The sequence below is a fragment of the Pseudoxanthomonas mexicana genome, assembly GCF_001556105.1.
Classification (GTDB): domain Bacteria; phylum Pseudomonadota; class Gammaproteobacteria; order Xanthomonadales; family Xanthomonadaceae; genus Pseudoxanthomonas_A; species Pseudoxanthomonas_A mexicana_A.
The window spans coordinates 68,145-84,606 of sequence record NZ_LSIF01000028.1 but is presented as its reverse complement, the minus strand read 5'-3'; the positions used below and the strand labels follow the sequence as shown (position 1 = coordinate 84,606).

The 16,462-nt window shown below is 67.5% G+C and carries 16 protein-coding genes; 13 read left to right on the top strand and 3 right to left on the bottom strand.

The features are described 5' to 3' along the window. The first annotated feature begins 157 nt into the window (after positions 1 to 157). The 6 genes from cutA (at position 158) to accC (ending at position 5,951) form a co-directional block, all read left to right on the top strand. The gene (gene cutA, locus AX730_RS05140; protein ID WP_062352936.1) at positions 158 to 493 is read left to right on the top strand and encodes a divalent-cation tolerance protein CutA; all 336 of its coding nucleotides are present in this window, start codon (positions 158 to 160) and stop codon (positions 491 to 493) included. Positions 494 to 497: 4 nt separating this feature from the next. Further along, a complete protein-coding gene (locus AX730_RS05135; RefSeq protein ID WP_062352933.1) occupies positions 498 to 2,801 on the top strand; it encodes a protein-disulfide reductase DsbD family protein in 2,304 nt (767 codons plus the stop codon). Then, positions 2,798 to 3,391, top strand: coding sequence for a TlpA family protein disulfide reductase (locus AX730_RS05130; RefSeq protein ID WP_062352930.1), 594 nt, complete (start codon positions 2,798 to 2,800; stop codon positions 3,389 to 3,391). Before AX730_RS05135 ends, AX730_RS05130 begins: the two co-directional genes overlap by 4 nt. A gap of 215 nt (positions 3,392 to 3,606) precedes the next feature. Next, positions 3,607 to 4,047, top strand: a complete 441-nt coding sequence (gene aroQ / locus AX730_RS05125; protein WP_062352927.1) for a type II 3-dehydroquinate dehydratase — start codon at positions 3,607 to 3,609, stop codon at positions 4,045 to 4,047. Positions 4,048 to 4,096: 49 nt separating this feature from the next. Continuing rightward, the gene (gene accB / locus AX730_RS05120; protein WP_062352923.1) at positions 4,097 to 4,573 is read left to right on the top strand and encodes an acetyl-CoA carboxylase biotin carboxyl carrier protein; all 477 of its coding nucleotides are present in this window, start codon (positions 4,097 to 4,099) and stop codon (positions 4,571 to 4,573) included. Between the two features lie 10 nt (positions 4,574 to 4,583). Beyond that, positions 4,584 to 5,951, top strand: a complete 1,368-nt coding sequence (gene accC, locus AX730_RS05115) for an acetyl-CoA carboxylase biotin carboxylase subunit (RefSeq protein ID WP_062352920.1) — start codon at positions 4,584 to 4,586, stop codon at positions 5,949 to 5,951. A 96-nt stretch (positions 5,952 to 6,047) separates the two neighbouring features. On the opposite strand, the gene AX730_RS05110 is transcribed toward accC, so the two are convergent. Together AX730_RS05110 and AX730_RS05105 are read right to left on the bottom strand one after the other, a co-directional pair. Further along, positions 6,048 to 6,407, bottom strand: a complete 360-nt coding sequence (locus tag AX730_RS05110) for a hypothetical protein (RefSeq protein ID WP_062352919.1) — start codon at positions 6,405 to 6,407, stop codon at positions 6,048 to 6,050. Beyond that, on the bottom strand, positions 6,404 to 7,336 hold the full coding sequence (locus tag AX730_RS05105) for a hypothetical protein (protein ID WP_232310179.1): 933 nt from the start codon (positions 7,334 to 7,336) through the stop codon (positions 6,404 to 6,406). The genes AX730_RS05110 and AX730_RS05105 overlap by 4 nt, the downstream gene beginning before the upstream one ends. A gap of 147 nt (positions 7,337 to 7,483) precedes the next feature. On the opposite strand from AX730_RS05105, the gene prmA reads away from it, so the two are divergent. From prmA to purD, 6 genes are all read left to right on the top strand, one after another. Beyond that, entirely contained in the window at positions 7,484 to 8,398 is a 915-nt protein-coding gene (gene prmA, locus AX730_RS05100; protein WP_062352916.1) for a 50S ribosomal protein L11 methyltransferase, read from the top strand. Positions 8,399 to 8,460: 62 nt separating this feature from the next. Next, positions 8,461 to 9,393, top strand: coding sequence for a DUF3426 domain-containing protein (locus AX730_RS05095; protein WP_062352912.1), 933 nt, complete (start codon positions 8,461 to 8,463; stop codon positions 9,391 to 9,393). Between the two features lie 122 nt (positions 9,394 to 9,515). Further along, the gene (gene fis / locus AX730_RS05090; RefSeq protein ID WP_062352910.1) at positions 9,516 to 9,788 is read left to right on the top strand and encodes a DNA-binding transcriptional regulator Fis; all 273 of its coding nucleotides are present in this window, start codon (positions 9,516 to 9,518) and stop codon (positions 9,786 to 9,788) included. 62 nt (positions 9,789 to 9,850) lie between these two features. Next, the gene (gene purH / locus AX730_RS05085) at positions 9,851 to 11,437 is read left to right on the top strand and encodes a bifunctional phosphoribosylaminoimidazolecarboxamide formyltransferase/IMP cyclohydrolase (RefSeq protein ID WP_062352907.1); all 1,587 of its coding nucleotides are present in this window, start codon (positions 9,851 to 9,853) and stop codon (positions 11,435 to 11,437) included. 91 nt (positions 11,438 to 11,528) lie between these two features. Continuing rightward, the gene (locus AX730_RS05080; protein WP_062352904.1) at positions 11,529 to 11,963 is read left to right on the top strand and encodes a hypothetical protein; all 435 of its coding nucleotides are present in this window, start codon (positions 11,529 to 11,531) and stop codon (positions 11,961 to 11,963) included. Between the two features lie 10 nt (positions 11,964 to 11,973). Then, positions 11,974 to 13,266, top strand: coding sequence for a phosphoribosylamine--glycine ligase (gene purD / locus AX730_RS05075; protein ID WP_062352900.1), 1,293 nt, complete (start codon positions 11,974 to 11,976; stop codon positions 13,264 to 13,266). A gap of 4 nt (positions 13,267 to 13,270) precedes the next feature. Here purD and AX730_RS05070 read toward each other — a convergent pair whose 3' ends face one another. Beyond that, a complete protein-coding gene (locus tag AX730_RS05070) occupies positions 13,271 to 14,377 on the bottom strand; it encodes an NADH:flavin oxidoreductase/NADH oxidase (protein WP_062352897.1) in 1,107 nt (368 codons plus the stop codon). Positions 14,378 to 14,523: 146 nt separating this feature from the next. Between AX730_RS05070 and AX730_RS05065 the strand changes: the two genes are divergently transcribed. Then, the gene (locus AX730_RS05065; protein ID WP_062352894.1) at positions 14,524 to 16,422 is read left to right on the top strand and encodes an MFS transporter; all 1,899 of its coding nucleotides are present in this window, start codon (positions 14,524 to 14,526) and stop codon (positions 16,420 to 16,422) included. The last annotated feature ends 40 nt before the right edge of the window (positions 16,423 to 16,462 follow it).

Below are 16,462 nucleotides of genomic sequence, written 5' to 3'. Positions count from 1 at the left end.
TTAGCACTCGCCTCAGGGGACTGCCAACGCCGCAGGTACAAAAACCCGGCCAGGCCGGGATGCAGGGGATATTGGGTGCGCCGGACGGCTTTCAAGGGCGGGCCCGCATCTTTGTCGCAGGGGGCCGGTCGGGCGGGTCTGCAATAATCGCCGGCCCATGCCCGTCTTCCTGATCCTGTCCACCTGCCCGGACGCCGACACCGCCCAGCGGCTGGCGCGTGCGCTGGTGGACGAACGGTTGGCGGCCTGCGTGAACCTGCTGCCCGGCGTGGTCTCGACCTACCGCTGGCAGGGCCAGGTGGAGCAGGCGACCGAGGTCCAGCTGCTGGCCAAGACGTCCGCCGACCGGCGGGAGGCGCTGGTCGCCCGGCTGGCCGAACTCCACCCGTATGAACTGCCGGAGATCCTGGCGGTCGAAACCGCCGCCGGCTTGCCCGCCTACCTGGACTGGGTGGCCGCCGAAACCCGGGCCGACGCCCGTGCCTCCGAGTGACCCGATGACGCTGATCCGCACCCTGTTCACCTGCCTGCTGCTGCCCTTCGCCTCGCTGATCGCGCCGACCGCGTCCGCGGCGATTACCCAGGACGACCTGCTGCCGGTGGACGAGGCCTTCGTGCTGACGGCGACCGCGCCGGCGCGGGACCACATCGAGATCCGCTGGAAGATCACCGACGGCTACTACCTGTATCGCCACCGCACCGGCGTGGAAGCCGATGCCGGTTTCGTCGCGCAGCCACTGCAACTGCCCAAGGGCAAGGCGTACCGCGACGAATTCTTCGGCGATGTCGAGACCTACCGCGGCGAACTGCTCGCCACCTTGCCCGGCCAGCCGACGGCATCGACCGACAGCGTGACGCTGAAGATCAAGTACCAGGGCTGCGCCGATGCGGGCATCTGCTACCCGCCGCAGACGCGCACGCTAAAGGTGGCGTTGCCGCCTGCGGAGGACGGCGGCACCTTCGTACCACTGGGATCCGGCGCACTCACCGGCGGCCTGCTCGACCAGAAACCGCAGGCAGGCATGGACGCGCGGCCACTGCCGGCGGAACAGGCGTTCGCGTTCGAGGCGATCGCCTTCAACGGCAACGAGTTGCTGCTGCGCTTCACCCCGGCGCGCGGCTATTACCTCTACCGCGACCGCACCTCGATGGCGCTGGAAGGCGCGCAGGGCATCACCCTGCAGGCACCGCGCTGGCCGACGGGCAAGGCGCACCGAGACGCGCATTTCGGCGACGTCACGGTCTACTTCGACCAGGCCGAGGTCCCTGTGCCGCTGCGGCGCGAGCATGGCGACGCGACGAAAGCGACGTTGCGCGTGACCTTCCAGGGCTGCCAGACCGACGGCATCTGCTATCCGCCGATGACGCGGCGCGTGGCACTCTCGATTCCGGCGGGCAAGGCGACGCCGACGGATACGCCGACGGCACCGCCCGTCCCGCTGCTGATGCCGCTGCCGGGCGCGAACGTGCCCGAAGCGCCGGCCGATGCGGATATCGCTGCCGCCATGCCCGTCACCGAGGCAGCGACACCCGTCGAGGTCGAGCGAACGCGTCCTCCCGAAGACGTGCTGGCACGCAACCAGCAAGATTCGACATCGCTGCTCGTCGCGCTTGCTCTGGCGCTGGCGGGCGGACTGATCCTCAACCTGATGCCCTGCGTGCTGCCGATCCTGTCGCTGAAGGCGCTGTCGCTCGCCGAAAGCGGACAGAGCGAGGGGAACGCCCGCCGCCGTGCGCTCTGGTACACCGCCGGCGTGCTGGTCAGCTTCGTCGCCGTCGGCGCGCTGGCCATCGCGTTGCGCGCGGCCGGCCAGGCACTGGGCTGGGGCTTCCAGTTGCAGCAGCCTTGGCTGGTCGGCCTGTTGGCCTATGTGATGTTCGCCGTGGGCCTGAGCCTGTCGGGCGTGTTCGCGGTCGGCCACCGCCTGGCCGGTGCCGGGCATGGCCTGGCCTCGCGGCGCGGTCCGGCGGGCGATTTCTTCACCGGCGTGCTGGCGGTGGTGGTGGCCAGTCCGTGCACGGCACCCTTCATGGGCGTGGCGCTCGCGTACGCCTTCACCGCGCCCACCCCGCTGGCGCTGCTGGTGTTCGCGGTGCTCGGCCTGGGACTGGCGCTGCCGTTCCTGCTGATCGGGTTCGTACCCGCGCTGGCGAACCGCCTGCCGCGTCCCGGCGCCTGGATGGAGACGCTGAAACAGGTGCTCGCCTTCCCGATGTACCTGACCGCCGTGTGGCTGCTGTGGGTGCTCGGCAAACAGCGCGGCATCGACGCGGTCGGCCTGGCCCTGGTCGGCCTGGTGCTGTTGGCGCTGGGGCTGTGGTGGTTCCAGCGCGTGCGCTTTGCCGCGTCGCCGCTGCCGCGCGTACTGGCGCTGGCGCTTGCCGCTGCAGCACTGGTCCCCTTGCTGATGGTGCACCGCTTGCCGGTGGCGTCCGTCGCCGCACCGACGGCGGAGGGCCACGTGGCGTACTCCGCGCAACGCCTCGCGGCGTTGCGTGCCGAGGGCCGCATCGTTTTCGTCGACATGACCGCCGATTGGTGCGTTACCTGCAAGGCCAATGAAAAGGCCGTGCTCAATACCGCCGCGTTCCGCGACCTGCTCGCCACACACGAGGCGGTGATGATGACCGGCGACTGGACCAACGTCGATCCGGCCATCACCGCCTTCCTCGAGCAGCACAACGCCGTGGGCGTACCGTTGTATGTGATGTATCCGCGCGGTGGCGGCGAAGGCGAGGTGCTGCCGACCGTGCTGACCCTCGACACGATGCGCCAGGCCCTCGAGCGGGCGGCACGATGAAGGTCACCACGCCGCGCATCGTCGCCGTCGCGATCCTGGCCGGCGGCTTGGGCCTGGCCGCCAGCGCCTGGTTCAACGGCAATCCCTTCTGGCGCACGCAGATGGGCGAACGCGCCCTGCATGCAGCCACGAATGCGACCGCACCCGCACCGCCCGCCGGTGTTACGCCTGCCGGCATCGGCGACCCGATGCCGGCGATCGCGCTTCCCGGACTGGATGGCGCCGTCGTCGACCTGCGCACGCGCTACGCAGGCAAACGGTTGCTGATCAACGTGTGGGCGAGCTGGTGCGGTCCCTGCATCGAGGAGATGCCGGAACTCGATCGTTTCGCCGCGTCGCAGGGCGCGGAGGGCGTGCAGGTGATCGGACTCGCACTGGACACGCCGGATGGCGTACGCGACTTCATCGCGAAGATCCCGGTGCGCTATCCGATCGTGCTGGACACGCCGGGGCCCGCCGATGCCAGCGTGTGGCTGGGCAACGCCAAGGGCGTATTGCCCTACACCGTATTGATCGGGGCCGACGGCCACGTCGAGCGGCAGAAAGTCGGGCCGTTCCAGCATGGGGAGATCAGCGGCTGGGTGAAATAGGCTCCGGACGCGAGAACGTCGTCGAATCTGTCGCCAACGCGCGCGAGGCGGCCCGACCGACGCCTTCATCTGTCACGCCGATGCCTGTCGTAAGCCCATGATCTGGCGTGCCCTGACAAGAAAATCAAACAATTGCTTGAAACAAGCCTAACTTCGGCTAACTGGACAGCATCGGCAGCTTCAAGCAGACTGCCGCCCTTCCGCTGGAGAGCCGAATGGCGAAGCTGCTGGTCCTGCATGGCCCCAACCTCAACCTGCTCGGCACGCGCGAGCCGGAGGTCTATGGCCATGCGACGCTGGCAGACATCGACCTGGCATTGGTGGCGCAGGCGCAGGAAGCCGGCCATGAGCTGAGCACCTGTCAGTCCAATGCCGAGCACGCGCTGGTGGACCGTATCCAGGCCGCCCGCACCGACGGCACCGCCTTCATCCTGATCAATCCGGCCGCCTTCACCCACACCTCCGTCGCGATCCGCGACGCGCTGGCGGCAGTGGCCCTGCCCTTCATCGAAATCCACCTGTCCAACCCGCACAGCCGCGAGCCGTTCCGCCATACCAGCTACCTCAGCGACAAGGCGGTCGGCGTGGTCTGCGGCTTCGGCGCCGACAGCTACCGCTATGCGCTGGACGCCGCCCTGCGGCGGCTGCCGGCCTGACTTTCCTTTTTGTTCCCCGCGAGGAACAGCGTTCAACCACGAGGCTCCCATGGATCTCCGCAAAATCAAGAAACTGATCGACCTGCTCGAAGAGTCGAACCTGGCCGAAATCGAGATCAAGGAAGGCGAAGAATCCGTGCGCCTGGCGCGCACCCCGAAGGGCGGCTATGCCGTGCCTGCACCGGCGCCGGTCGTCTACGCTGAACCGCGCGCGGCGGCACCGATGCCGATGAGTTCGCCCACCGAGGCCTCCACCGGCGGCACCGCCAAGGCCGGCACTACCCTGCCCGACGGCCATGTGGTGCGCGCGCCGATGGTCGGCACGTTCTACGCGTCGCCGTCGCCGGACAAGCCGGCGTTCGTCAGCGTGGGCCAGTCGGTGAAGGCCGGCGAGACGCTGGCGATCATCGAAGCCATGAAGATGTTCAACCCCATCGAAGCCGACGTGTCCGGCACCGTGCTGTCGATCCTGGCCGAGAGCGGCCAGCCGATCGAATTCGACCAGCCGCTGTTCGTGATCGGCTGAGGTCCGCACCATGCTGGACAAAGTCGTCATCGCCAACCGTGGTGAGATCGCGCTGCGCATCCTGCGCGCCTGCCACACCCTCGGCATCCGCACGGTCGCGGTGCATTCCACCGTCGACCGCAACCTCAAGCACGTGGCCATGGCCGACGAGTCGGTCTGCATCGGCCCGGCCGCGTCCAAGGATAGCTACCTCAACGTCCCGGCGATCATCGCTGCAGCCGAGGTGACCGACGCGCAGGCCATCCATCCCGGCTACGGCTTCCTGTCGGAGAACGCGGACTTCGCCGAGCGCGTGGAGCAGTCCGGCTTCATCTTCATCGGCCCCAAGGCGGACACCATCCGCATGATGGGCGACAAGGTGGAAGCGATCCGCGCCATGCAGGCCGCCGGCGTGCCGTGCGTGCCCGGCAGCGGCGGTCCGCTGGGTGACGACATCGTCGCCAACACCAAGATCGCGCGCGAGATCGGTTACCCCGTGATCATCAAGGCCGCAGGCGGCGGCGGCGGTCGCGGCATGCGCGTGGTGCATGTCGAGGGCGCACTGAAGGCCGCCATCGAGATGACCAAGTCGGAAGCCAAGGCCGCGTTCGGCAACGGCGAGGTCTACATGGAGAAGTTCCTGGAAAACCCACGCCACGTGGAGATCCAGGTACTCGCCGACGGCCAGGGCGGCGCGATCCACCTCGGCGAGCGCGACTGCTCGATGCAGCGTCGCCACCAGAAGGTCGTCGAGGAAGCGCCGGCACCCGGCATCACCGACGAACTGCGCAACGAGATCGGCAAGGTCTGCGTGGAAGCCTGCATCCGCATCGGCTACCGCGGCGCGGGCACCTTCGAATTCCTGTTCGAAGACGGCCGCTTCTATTTCATCGAGATGAACACCCGCATCCAGGTGGAGCATCCGGTGACCGAGCGCATCACCGGCATCGACCTGGTCTGCGAACAACTGCGCATCGCCGCAGGCCAGAAGCTGACCATCAGGCAGTCCGACATCGTGCTGCGCGGCCATGCCATCGAATGCCGCATCAACGCGGAAGACCCGGACACCTTCATGCCGCATCCGGGCCTGATCCAGCACTTCCATCCGCCGGGCGGCCCTGGCGTGCGCGTGGACACGCACATCTACGAAGGCTATCGCGTGCCACCGAACTACGACTCGATGATCGCCAAGCTCATCGTGCATGGCCCCGACCGCGAAACCGCCATCGCCCGCATGCGCGTGGCGCTGAGCGAGATGGTCATCGACGGCATCAAGACCAACATCCCGCTGCAGCAGCGCATCATGCGCGACCAGGGCTTCCAGGCAGGCGGCCAGAACATCCACTATCTGGAAAAGCGCCTGGCCGAACGCAAGAACAAGGCGATCTCGCTGGTCTGAGGTGGCGGTGCAGGCAAAACAAAGGGCCGGGATGCTGACATCCCGGCCCTCCTTGTTCGTGACGCCTGCGCCGACCAACTGTCGGCGCTGACGCGCTCAGGGCTCGACGGCCTGCTGCGTCCCCGGCACCGGCGCCGCGCCCAGGGGCGAGGACGGATCGGTGACCTTGACCATTTCGGACGAGCCGTCCGCCCAGACCACGCGGATCGTGCTGCCCGGCGCGAGCGTCGAGAACGGCGTACCGCTGCGCGCGCGGTACAGCGCGGCGATCTGCGTGGCGCCAAGACGACGTACGTCGTCGGGCGCGTGGATGGTCATGTGACCCACCCGTGCGAGATCCCGGAACGCCGGATCGCGCGTATCGATGATGATCGTCGCGGCAGCCGCGGCATATGCCACCACCACCAGACCCCAGACCAGGAGATTCGCTCCCGGCCGCGTGCGCTTGTACTTCATCCGTCCACTCCCGGGCGGGCCAGCAAGCTGCCCACCATGTCGTCCACATTGTCCGCACCCTGGCGCGGGACACCGGCGTCCCGTGCAAAGGTGGTGAAATCCTGCGATTCGTCCTGCGAGCAGATGCCGCCGTTCACGCAGTAATTGGTCATCATCGAACCGTTCGGGCTGCAATCCATGCCCAGTTGGCACGACGCGATACGCCAGGCGATCTCGCTCAGCTCACTGCCGGACACATCGCCCAACGTGTCGCGCCGTCCGCTGCCGATCGTGCCCATGGCCGGGGCGATCGCGAGATAAGCGAACGGGTCTCCGGAGTCGAGCACCCGCTGCACAAGATCGCGCCGGTAGTCGTCGCCATCCTGCAAGGGCCGCTCCATCGCCAGCAGCGATGCTTCCGCCGCCAGGCTGCCCGCACGTGCCGCCTGCTGGCGCTGGGTGACGATGGTCGGCAGTGAAAAACCATCCTGCGGCATGAAACGTGCGCAACGCTGCTGCACGCGCTGGCGCGCCGACAGCATGGCGTTCCCGTTGGACAATCCGAGCCGCGTGATCGCGCGCGTGTCCTGCGCGTAGCCGGCCGGATCCGCCGAATAGCCCGCGCAATAGTCCTGCACCAGGCTGAGCAGCCACATGGCATCGGCATCGCCGGCAGCCGCCAGCGTCATCAATTCGCGGGAATACGCGAACAGGTCCGTGCTGTCTTCGAAGCCGCGGCGCAGCGAGGTCAACGCCGGCACTGCGCGCGCCACCATCGGGCGCATTACGGCTGGCGCGCTGGATAAGGGAACGAGAGACGCGTCCTGCGGGTCGGCAACGACAGCCGGCGAAGCCATCAGCGATACCTGTCCCGCCTGGCGCAGCGGAATCCACGCGAGCGCACCCAGCAGGCCCACCAGCATCATCGGCAGTAGCAGTTTCCGGGGCACATGCCCATTATCCCGGTGCGTCCCGCGCGATTCAACGCGATGCATGCGCGTTTACGACCCCGGTCACGCCCTTTCGTCGCCCACCCGCGGTCCGGGTCCATGAGGCGCGTGAGACAATCCCGGCCCGTTCAGCTCGCCGACGTCGTCATGCCTTATCTGGAACTCTCCCTTCGCTGCACCGAAGCCGAGCAGCCGCGCTACGAGAACGCACTGGACGATGTGGGCGCACTCTCGGTGACCCTGCTGGATGCGGACGCGGATACCCGCAACGAACACGCCATTCTGGAGCCGGGCGTCGGCGAGACGCCCTTGTGGAAGGCGCTGGTGCTGACCGCGCTGTTCGAAGCGGAGACCGACGCATTGATCGTGCTGGCCGCCCTGGAGGCGTTCGATCCCGGCCTGGACTGGACGCAGGTCGGGTTCCGCAAGGTCGAGGACGAAGACTGGGAACGCGCATGGCTCGACCAGTTCAAACCGATGCGGTTCGGTGCGCGCACCTTCATCGTGCCGTGGAACCACGAGGTTCCCGACGACGCCGGCGATGACGCCGCGATCGTGCGGCTCGACCCTGGCCTGGCATTCGGCTCCGGCACGCACCCCACTACCGCGCTCTGCCTGCGCTGGCTGGATACGCTGGCCAGCGACGGTCTACTGCGGGATCAACGCGTACTCGATTTCGGTTGCGGCTCCGGCATCCTGGCGCTGGCGGCCTTGAAGCTGGGAGCCGCACAGGCGATCGGCGTCGACAACGATCCACAGGCCTTGCTTGCCAGCGCCGACAACGCACAGCGCAACGACGTCGGCGATCGTTTCAGCGTCCATTTGCCTGCGGACGAACCGGTGACCACGTATCCGGTGGTGGTGGCCAACATCCTGGCGTCGGCCCTTGACGCCTTGGCCGATGTCCTTGCTGCGCGCGTAGCCCCGGGTGGTCGCATCGCGCTGTCCGGCATCCTCAAGGGACAGGAAGACGACCTGCTCGCGCGTTACTCGGCCTGGTTCGATGCGCTGGTCGCCACGCAGGACGGCGACTGGATGCGCATCGACGGCATCCGTCGCTGAGTGCGGGGCAGCCTACCCCCGGTCACAACACGCCTGCGGGCGAGCATGGTTGAATAGCCATCATGTTCACCACCTGTCCGCACTGCCAGTTCCTCGTCGCCGGTGATCCGCGCACCGGCGCATCGCCGACGGATTGCCAGCGCTGCGGCAAACCACTGGTGACGGCAGGCGACGCGGCCACGGCATCTGCACCCAGCCTGGCGACGCTGCTCAATGCAGCGCCATCAACCGTGGACAGGAAGGCGAGCGCGTCGCACGCCATCGAACCGGAGACGACACCGACGTCATTCGGCGCACCGACAGAAGCAGCAACCGCGGACGAGCAGGCCGACGCGTCTGCGCCGCACTGCGACGTGGCCGCGAACGCCGACGAGGCGGCTGGCAACGACGCCGCTGCACCGATCGACCTGTCGCCACCCGAACCCGTCGCGATCGACAACATCGCAGTGGCCGCTGCGGCGCCACTCGCCGCACGCAAGGCAGCAGGCCCCCGCTTCCTGCGCCGAAACCGCACCACATCGGTGCATGCCCGCGGCGCACGCGGACAATGGGCGATCGTCATCGCGCTGTTGTTGCTGCTTGGCCTGCAGGTCGTGATCGCCGATCGCGCACGATTAGCGACCCAGGCAAGCTGGCGACCCCTGGTCGTGTCCTTGTGCGGCCTGTTCCGTTGCGACGTGCCGGTCTGGCGGGAGCCCACTGCCTTCGCCATGCTGAGCCGCGACGTCCGCCCCGTCCCCGACACGCCAGGCGCACTGCAGGCGCAGGCGACGTTCCGGAACGAGGCACGCTGGGCACAGGGATGGCCGGTGATCCTGCTGACATTAAAGGATGCCGATGGCCGTACGCTGGGCACGCGTGCGCTACAGCCCGGCGACTACCTGCCTGAAGACGAAGCGCTCACGACCATCGGACCGGGCCAGAGCGCGCAGATGGCCGTGCGCATCCGCGAACCCAGCGCCAGCGTCGTCGCCTTTTCCTTCGACTTTCGTTAAGCCCTCCGGATTCATCAAAAAGCGGATGCGCACACCGCGATCAGGCGCTAGACTCGTCCCCCCGCCGAATACCCACACGCACGTGGCGGGCATCTGCATCCGTAGCGCCCCAGGGGATCCGATTGAACGCTGCCTCCACACGCCAGGACACGCCACGCACCGCGTCGCGCCCGCCATTGCGCGAGCATGTAGCGCATTCCGTGCGTCGCTACCTGCGTGACCTGGATGGATGTGATGCGGATGATGTCTACGAGATCGTACTGCGCGAAATGGAAATCCCGCTGTTCGTGGAAGTCCTGAACCACTGCGAAGGCAACCAGAGCCGCGCCGCCGCCATGCTCGGCATCCATCGCGCCACGCTGCGCAAGAAGTTGAAGGATTACGGGCTGGCCTGACCGCCCCGGATGCGTTGGTGCAGCGCGTTATAATTCGCGCCCCGTTCCGCACCACCGCTCCCATGACCCTCGATCTCCAGCCCGTTCGCCGGGCGCTGCTGTCCGTTTCCGACAAGACCGGCCTGCTCGACCTCGCCCGTGCCCTGGTCGCCCGCGATGTCGAACTGCTGTCCACCGGCGGCACCGCAAGGACATTGCGTGACGCCGGCCTGGCCGTACGCGATGTCGCCGACGTCACCGGCTTCCCGGAAATGATGGACGGTCGCGTCAAGACGCTGCATCCGACGGTACACGGCGGCCTGCTGGGCCGTGCCGGCACCGATGACGCCGTGATGGCCGAGCACGGCATCGGCGCGATCGACCTGCTGGTGCTCAACCTGTACCCCTTCGAGTCCGTGACCGCGAAGGCGGACTGCACGCTGGCCGATGCCGTGGAAAACATCGATATCGGCGGCCCTGCGATGCTGCGCTCGGCGGCGAAGAACTTCGCCCGCGTCGCGGTCGCGACCGATCCGTCGCAGTACGCCGGGCTGGTCGCCGAGCTGGACGCGAACGATGGCGCGCTGTCTGCGAAGACGCGCTTCGCATTGTCGGTTGCCGCGTTCAATCGCGTGGCGCAATACGACGCCGCGATCAGCAACTACCTGTCCGCCGTCACCGACGCCTCGTCCGACGTGCCGGTGCGCAGTACGTTCGCCGCGCAGGCGAACGGCAGTTTCATCAAGGTCATGGACCTGCGCTACGGCGAGAACCCGCACCAGCAGGCCGCGTTCTACCGCGACCTGTATCCCGCGCCCGGCTCGCTGGCCACGTTCGAGCAGCTGCAGGGCAAGGAACTGAGCTACAACAACATCGCCGACAGTGACGCCGCGTGGGAATGCGTGCGTCAGTTCGACGCGCCGGCCTGCGTGATCGTCAAGCATGCCAATCCGTGCGGCGTGGCGGTCGGCGTGGCCTGCGGCGATGCCTACGAGTTGGCCTACGCCACCGATCCCACCAGCGCGTTCGGCGGCATCATCGCGTTCAACCGCACACTGGATGCGGCGACGGCCAAGGTCATCCTCGACCGCCAGTTCGTCGAAGTGCTGATCGCACCGGATTACGAGCCGGGCGCGCTCGACTACGCGACGAAAAAAGCCAACGTGCGCGTACTGCGCATCCCGCTGGCACCGGCATCGCGCGGATTCATCGACACCAAGCGCATCGGATCGGGCCTGCTGATGCAGACCGCCGACGACCGCGTGGTCACCCGCGACGAACTGAAGGTGGTCACGAAGCTCGCACCGACCGAGGCGCAGTTCACCGACCTGCTGTTCGCCTGGAAGGTAGCCAAGTTCGTCAAGTCCAACGCCATCGTCTACGCGAAGGACCATCGCACCATCGGCGTCGGCGCCGGCCAGATGAGCCGCGTCTACTCGGCGCGCATCGCCGGCATCAAGGCCGCGGATGCGAACCTGGTGGTCGAGGGATCGGTGATGGCCAGCGACGCGTTCTTCCCGTTCCGCGACGGCATCGATGCGGCGGCCGCGGCCGGCATCAAGGCGGTGATCCAGCCCGGCGGCTCGATGCGGGACAGCGAAGTGATCGCCGCGGCCGACGAACACGGCATCGCCATGGTGTTCACCGGCGTACGTCATTTCCGTCATTGATGGCCTTGCGCGGTCGCCTTCCCCATGGCGATCGCGTGTCGTCATGCCGCCTTCTTCATTCGTTGAACAACACGGGAGCATCGACACGACCATGAAGACTCTCCACTCGCTCGCCGCCTCGCTCCTGGCAGCGACCGCCCTGCTGTCGCTCGGTGGTTGCGTCGATACGGAGGCGCAACTGCGGGAAGCGAAGACGAAGATCGCCGCCACGCTGCCGGCCCCGTACTTCGAAGATCTGGTGACCGAAGCCGTTGATGTCGACGGCAACCGCCTGGTGCTGCGGGTCCGCAGCCCCGTTGGCGACGCTGCGAAGACGCGCGAAGCACCCGGCTTCGATGCGCTGAAGGAAAGCGAGCAACATGCACTGCGCGAGCTGTGCGCCTCGCCGGCCATCATGCCGCTGATCGACAGCGACGCCATCCTGGTCCGCCGCTTCATGGACCGCAACGACGCCCTGTTCTTCGAGGTCGAACTCCCGGCACGCGAGTGCTTGAACCCTCCGGCCGACGCGCCGGCCCAGCCATGAGGAATGCGCCTTGAAAGTCCTGGTCATCGGTTCCGGCGGTCGTGAGCACGCGCTGGCGTGGAAGCTGGCGCAATCGCCGCGCGTGGACGAAGTCATCGTGGCGCCGGGCAATGCCGGCACGGCGACGGAAGCGAACTGCCGCAACGTGGCGATCAAGGTCACCGACATCGACGGCTTGTTGGCGCTGGTGCAGTCCGAAGGCATCGGCCTGACGGTCGTTGGCCCCGAGGTGCCGCTGGTGGCGGGCGTCGTGGACCGTTTCCGCCTGGCGGGGCGGCGCATCTTCGGGCCCACCGCCGCCGCCGCGCAGCTGGAAGGCAGCAAGGCGTTCGCCAAGGATTTCCTTGCGCGCCACGGCATCCCGACCGCGTATTACGCCGTGCACACCGAGGTCGACGCCGCATTGGCCTACCTCCGTGAGAAGGGTGCGCCCATCGTCGTCAAGGCCGATGGCCTGGCCGCAGGCAAGGGCGTGATCGTGGCGATGACGCTGCAGGAAGCGGAAGACGCCGTGCGCGACATGCTGTCGGGCAATGCGTTCGGCGATGCCGGTGCGCGCGTGGTGATCGAGGAATTCCTCGAGGGCGAGGAAGCCAGCTTCATTTCGATGGTCGACGGCATCACCGCGCTGCCGATGGCGACCAGCCAGGACCACAAGCGCGTCGGTGACGGCGACACCGGCCCGAACACCGGCGGCATGGGCGCCTATTCGCCCGCACCGGTGGTGACGCCGGAGGTGCATGCGCGCGTCATGCGCGAAGTCGTGAATCCGACCGTGCAGGGCATGATCGCCGACGGCGTGCCGTTCACCGGCTTCCTCTACGCCGGCCTGATGATCGATGCCGACGGTGCGCCGAAGGTCATCGAATTCAACGTGCGCTTCGGCGATCCGGAGACGCAGCCGGTGATGCTGCGCCTGCAGTCCGACCTGGTGGACCTGGTCGAGGCCGCCATCGACGGTCGCCTCGACGTGACCGACGCGCGCTGGGATCCGCGCCCCTCGCTCGGCGTGGTGATGGCCGCGGCACCGTATCCGGAAACGCCGATCACTGGCGACGTGATCGCGGGGCTGGATGAAGTCCCCGCGGCCGCCAAGGTCTTCCATGCCGGCACGGCGCTGGATGCGGAAGGCCGCGTGGTCAGCGCGGGCGGGCGCGTGCTGTGCGTGGCCGCGCTGGGCGAATCGGTATCGGATGCGCAGCGTCACGCCTATGCCGGCGTGGACAAGGTGCGCTGGACGAACGCGTTCCACCGCACCGACATCGGTTGGCGCGCGATCGCCCGCGAGCGCGCGGACGCCTGACCGGTTACGGCGCCTGCCTGAAGCTCGCCGCGTGTTCGCGCGGCGCGCTGCGCAGGTACTGCGGCGCGATGTCGATCTGCGCGCCCAGTGCGGCCGCGGCATGCCACGGCCAGCGCGGGTCGTAGAGGATGCCGCGCGCGATGGCGATCGCATCGGCCTGCGCCTGTTGCAGGATGTCGTTGGCCTGCTGCGGTTCGGTGATCAGGCCCACGGCGATCACCGGCATCGCCACCTCCTGCTTGATGGCCTGTGCGAATGGCACCTGGTAACCCGGTGCCAGCGCGATCTTCTGCGCGGGATGCAGGCCACCACTGGACACGTCGATGAAGTGGCAGCCGCGCGCATCGAGCGCCTTCGCCAGCGCGATGCTCTGCGCGAGGTCCCAGCCGCCCTCCACCCAGTCGGTGGCGGAGATACGGATGCCGACCGCCATCTCATCGGGCACGACCGCCTTGATCGCGTCGAACACCTGCAGCACCAGCCGCATGCGGTTTTCCAGCGAGCCACCGTAGGCATCGTCGCGCTGGTTGCTCAGCGGCGACAGGAACTGGTGCAGCAGGTAACCATGCGCGGCATGGATCTCGACCAGGTCAAGACCCAATCGAACGGCGCGGCGCGCACTGTCGACGAATGCGGCAATGACGGCATCGATGCCGGCCTGGTCGAGGGCGAGCGGCGGATGCTGGCCTTCGCTGTAGGGCAGTGATGAGGCCGACACCGTTGGCCAGCCATGCGCCGCGTCCGGGGCGACCTGCGCGCCATGATCGTCCCAGGGACGGTGGGTGGAGGCCTTGCGCCCGGCATGCGCGAGTTGGACGCCGATCGGTGTTCTGGAATACCGACGTGTCGCCGCAAGCGCCTTGGCGAACGCGGCTTCCGTCGTGTCGTCCCACAACCCGAGGTCGGCCCAGCTGATGCGCCCGCGCGGTTCCACTGCCGTCGCCTCGATGATCACCAGGCCCGCGCCGGACTGCGCGAGATTGGGCCAGTGGAACGCGTGCCAGTCCGTCGCTCGGCCTTCCTCGGAGGAGTACTGGCACATCGGCGCGATGACAATGCGGTTGGACAACGACAACGGCCCCAGTGCAAGGGGCGAGAACAGAGGACTCATGAAGGAGATGCAGCCGGACAACGTGGGGAGCGCCACTATCCTCCCGCCACCCTGCCCCTTCAATGCCACGGGCGGAACACTGTCGGGCAGTCCGGCTGGCAGCGCCATCGCGATTTGCTAGGCTGCGCGCAACCCATGGAGGGCGCATGTCCAGCCACAGCCAGTTTTCGCTGCTGACACAACGGCGGTTCCTGCCGTACTTCACCGTCCAGGCGCTGGGCGCCTTCAACGACAACGTCTACCGGCAGGCCATCATCGGACTGCTGATCTTCCTCGGCGCCAGCACCGACGAGCGGGCGCTGTACGCGATCATCGCGCCGGCCATCTTCATCCTGCCGTACTTCCTGTTCTCCGCCATCGCCGGCCAGATCGCGGAGAAGCTGGAGAAGCAGCGGCTGATCGTGATCACCACGACGATGGAGATCGTGATCATGTCGCTGGCGGCGGTCGGCTTCCTGCTGCAGAACATGCCGGTCCTGCTGGTCGCGCTGTTCTGCACCGGCGTGCAGTCCACGCTGTTCGGGCCGGTGAAGTATTCGGTGTTGCCATCGATCCTCAAGCCGGAGGAACTGACGGGTGGCAATGGCCTGGTCGAGATGGGCACGTCGATCTCGATCCTGTGCGGCATGATAGCCGGCGGCATGATCTTCCAGGTCGCTGGTGCGCACGGGCCGCAGGCCGCGGCCATCGCCATCGTCCTGCTGGCGGTGCTGGGCAACGTGCTGTCGCGACTGATCCCGCGCATGGATGCCGGCGCGCCGGACCTGAAGATCAACTGGAACCCGATTCCGGAATCACTGGTCGTGCTGCGCATGGCCAAGCAGCAGCTGGCCGTGCGCAACGCCATCCTCGGCGTGTCGTGGTTCTGGTTCTTCGGCACGCTGCTGACGTCGCAGCTGCCCACCTACGCCGAGCTGCACCTCGGCGCACCCAGTGATTCGGCCACGCTGTACGTGGCGGCGCTCGCCTTGTTCTCCATCGGTACCGGCATCGGCTCGCTGCTGTGCGAGAAATTGTCGGGCCGCACGGTCGAGATCGGCCTGGTGCCCGTCGGTGCATTCGGCATGACGGCGTTCCTGCTGGACCTGTACGTCGCGCGTCCCGGCCTGGCGCCGGTGGGCGGGCTGGAGCTGGCGCAGTTCGTGCGGCAACCCGGCAGCGTCCGCATCATCATCGACCTCGTCGGCATCGGCCTGTTCACCGGCATCTTCGTGGTGCCGCTGTTCGCGCTGATCCAGAGTCGCACCGCGAACTCGCAGATGGCGCGCGTGTTCGCCGCGCTGAACATCCAGAACTCCGGCTTCATCGTGCTGGCCGCGCTGACGGGGCTGGCACTGCAGCGCGGGCTCGACTGGAGCAGCCCGCAGATGTTCCTCGCGCTGGCCATCGCGAATGCCGTGGTCGCGATCTGGATCTTCACGATCGTGCCCGAGTTCCTGATGCGCTTCCTCAGCTGGTTGCTGGTGCGCGGCCTGTACCGGCTGCGCCTGCACGGCGTCGAGAAGCACGTCCCGGATGACGGCCCGGCGCTGATCGTCTGCAACCACGTCAGCTACATGGACGCACTGATCCTGGCAGCGACCATCCCGCGCCCGGTGCGTTTCGTCATGTACTACAAAATCTTCAACATCCCGGTGATGAGCTGGATCTTCCGCACCGCCAAGGCGATCCCGATCGCGGGCGCCAGGGAGGATCCTGAGCTGATGCGGCGCGCGTTCGAAGAGATCGATGCGGCGCTGGCGGCGGGCGAGATCGTGGGCATCTTCCCGGAAGGTGCGCTGACGAAGGATGGCGAGATCGCCGCCTTCAAGTCCGGCGTCGAAAAGATCCTCGAACGCCGGCCGGTGCCGGTCGTACCGATGGCGCTGAAGGGCATGTGGGCCAGCATGTGGAGCCGCCGCGACACGCGCCTGGGTCGCATGCGGGTGCCACGACGGTTCCGCGCCCACATCGAGGTCGTGGCAGGTGAGCCGATGGACGGCGCCACCGTGGATGCGGATCAGCTGGAAGCCCGTGTTCGGTCACTGCGAGGCGATGCTGCGTGACATGACCGTGCACCCGATGGAGGTTGGCGTGCGGGCATGC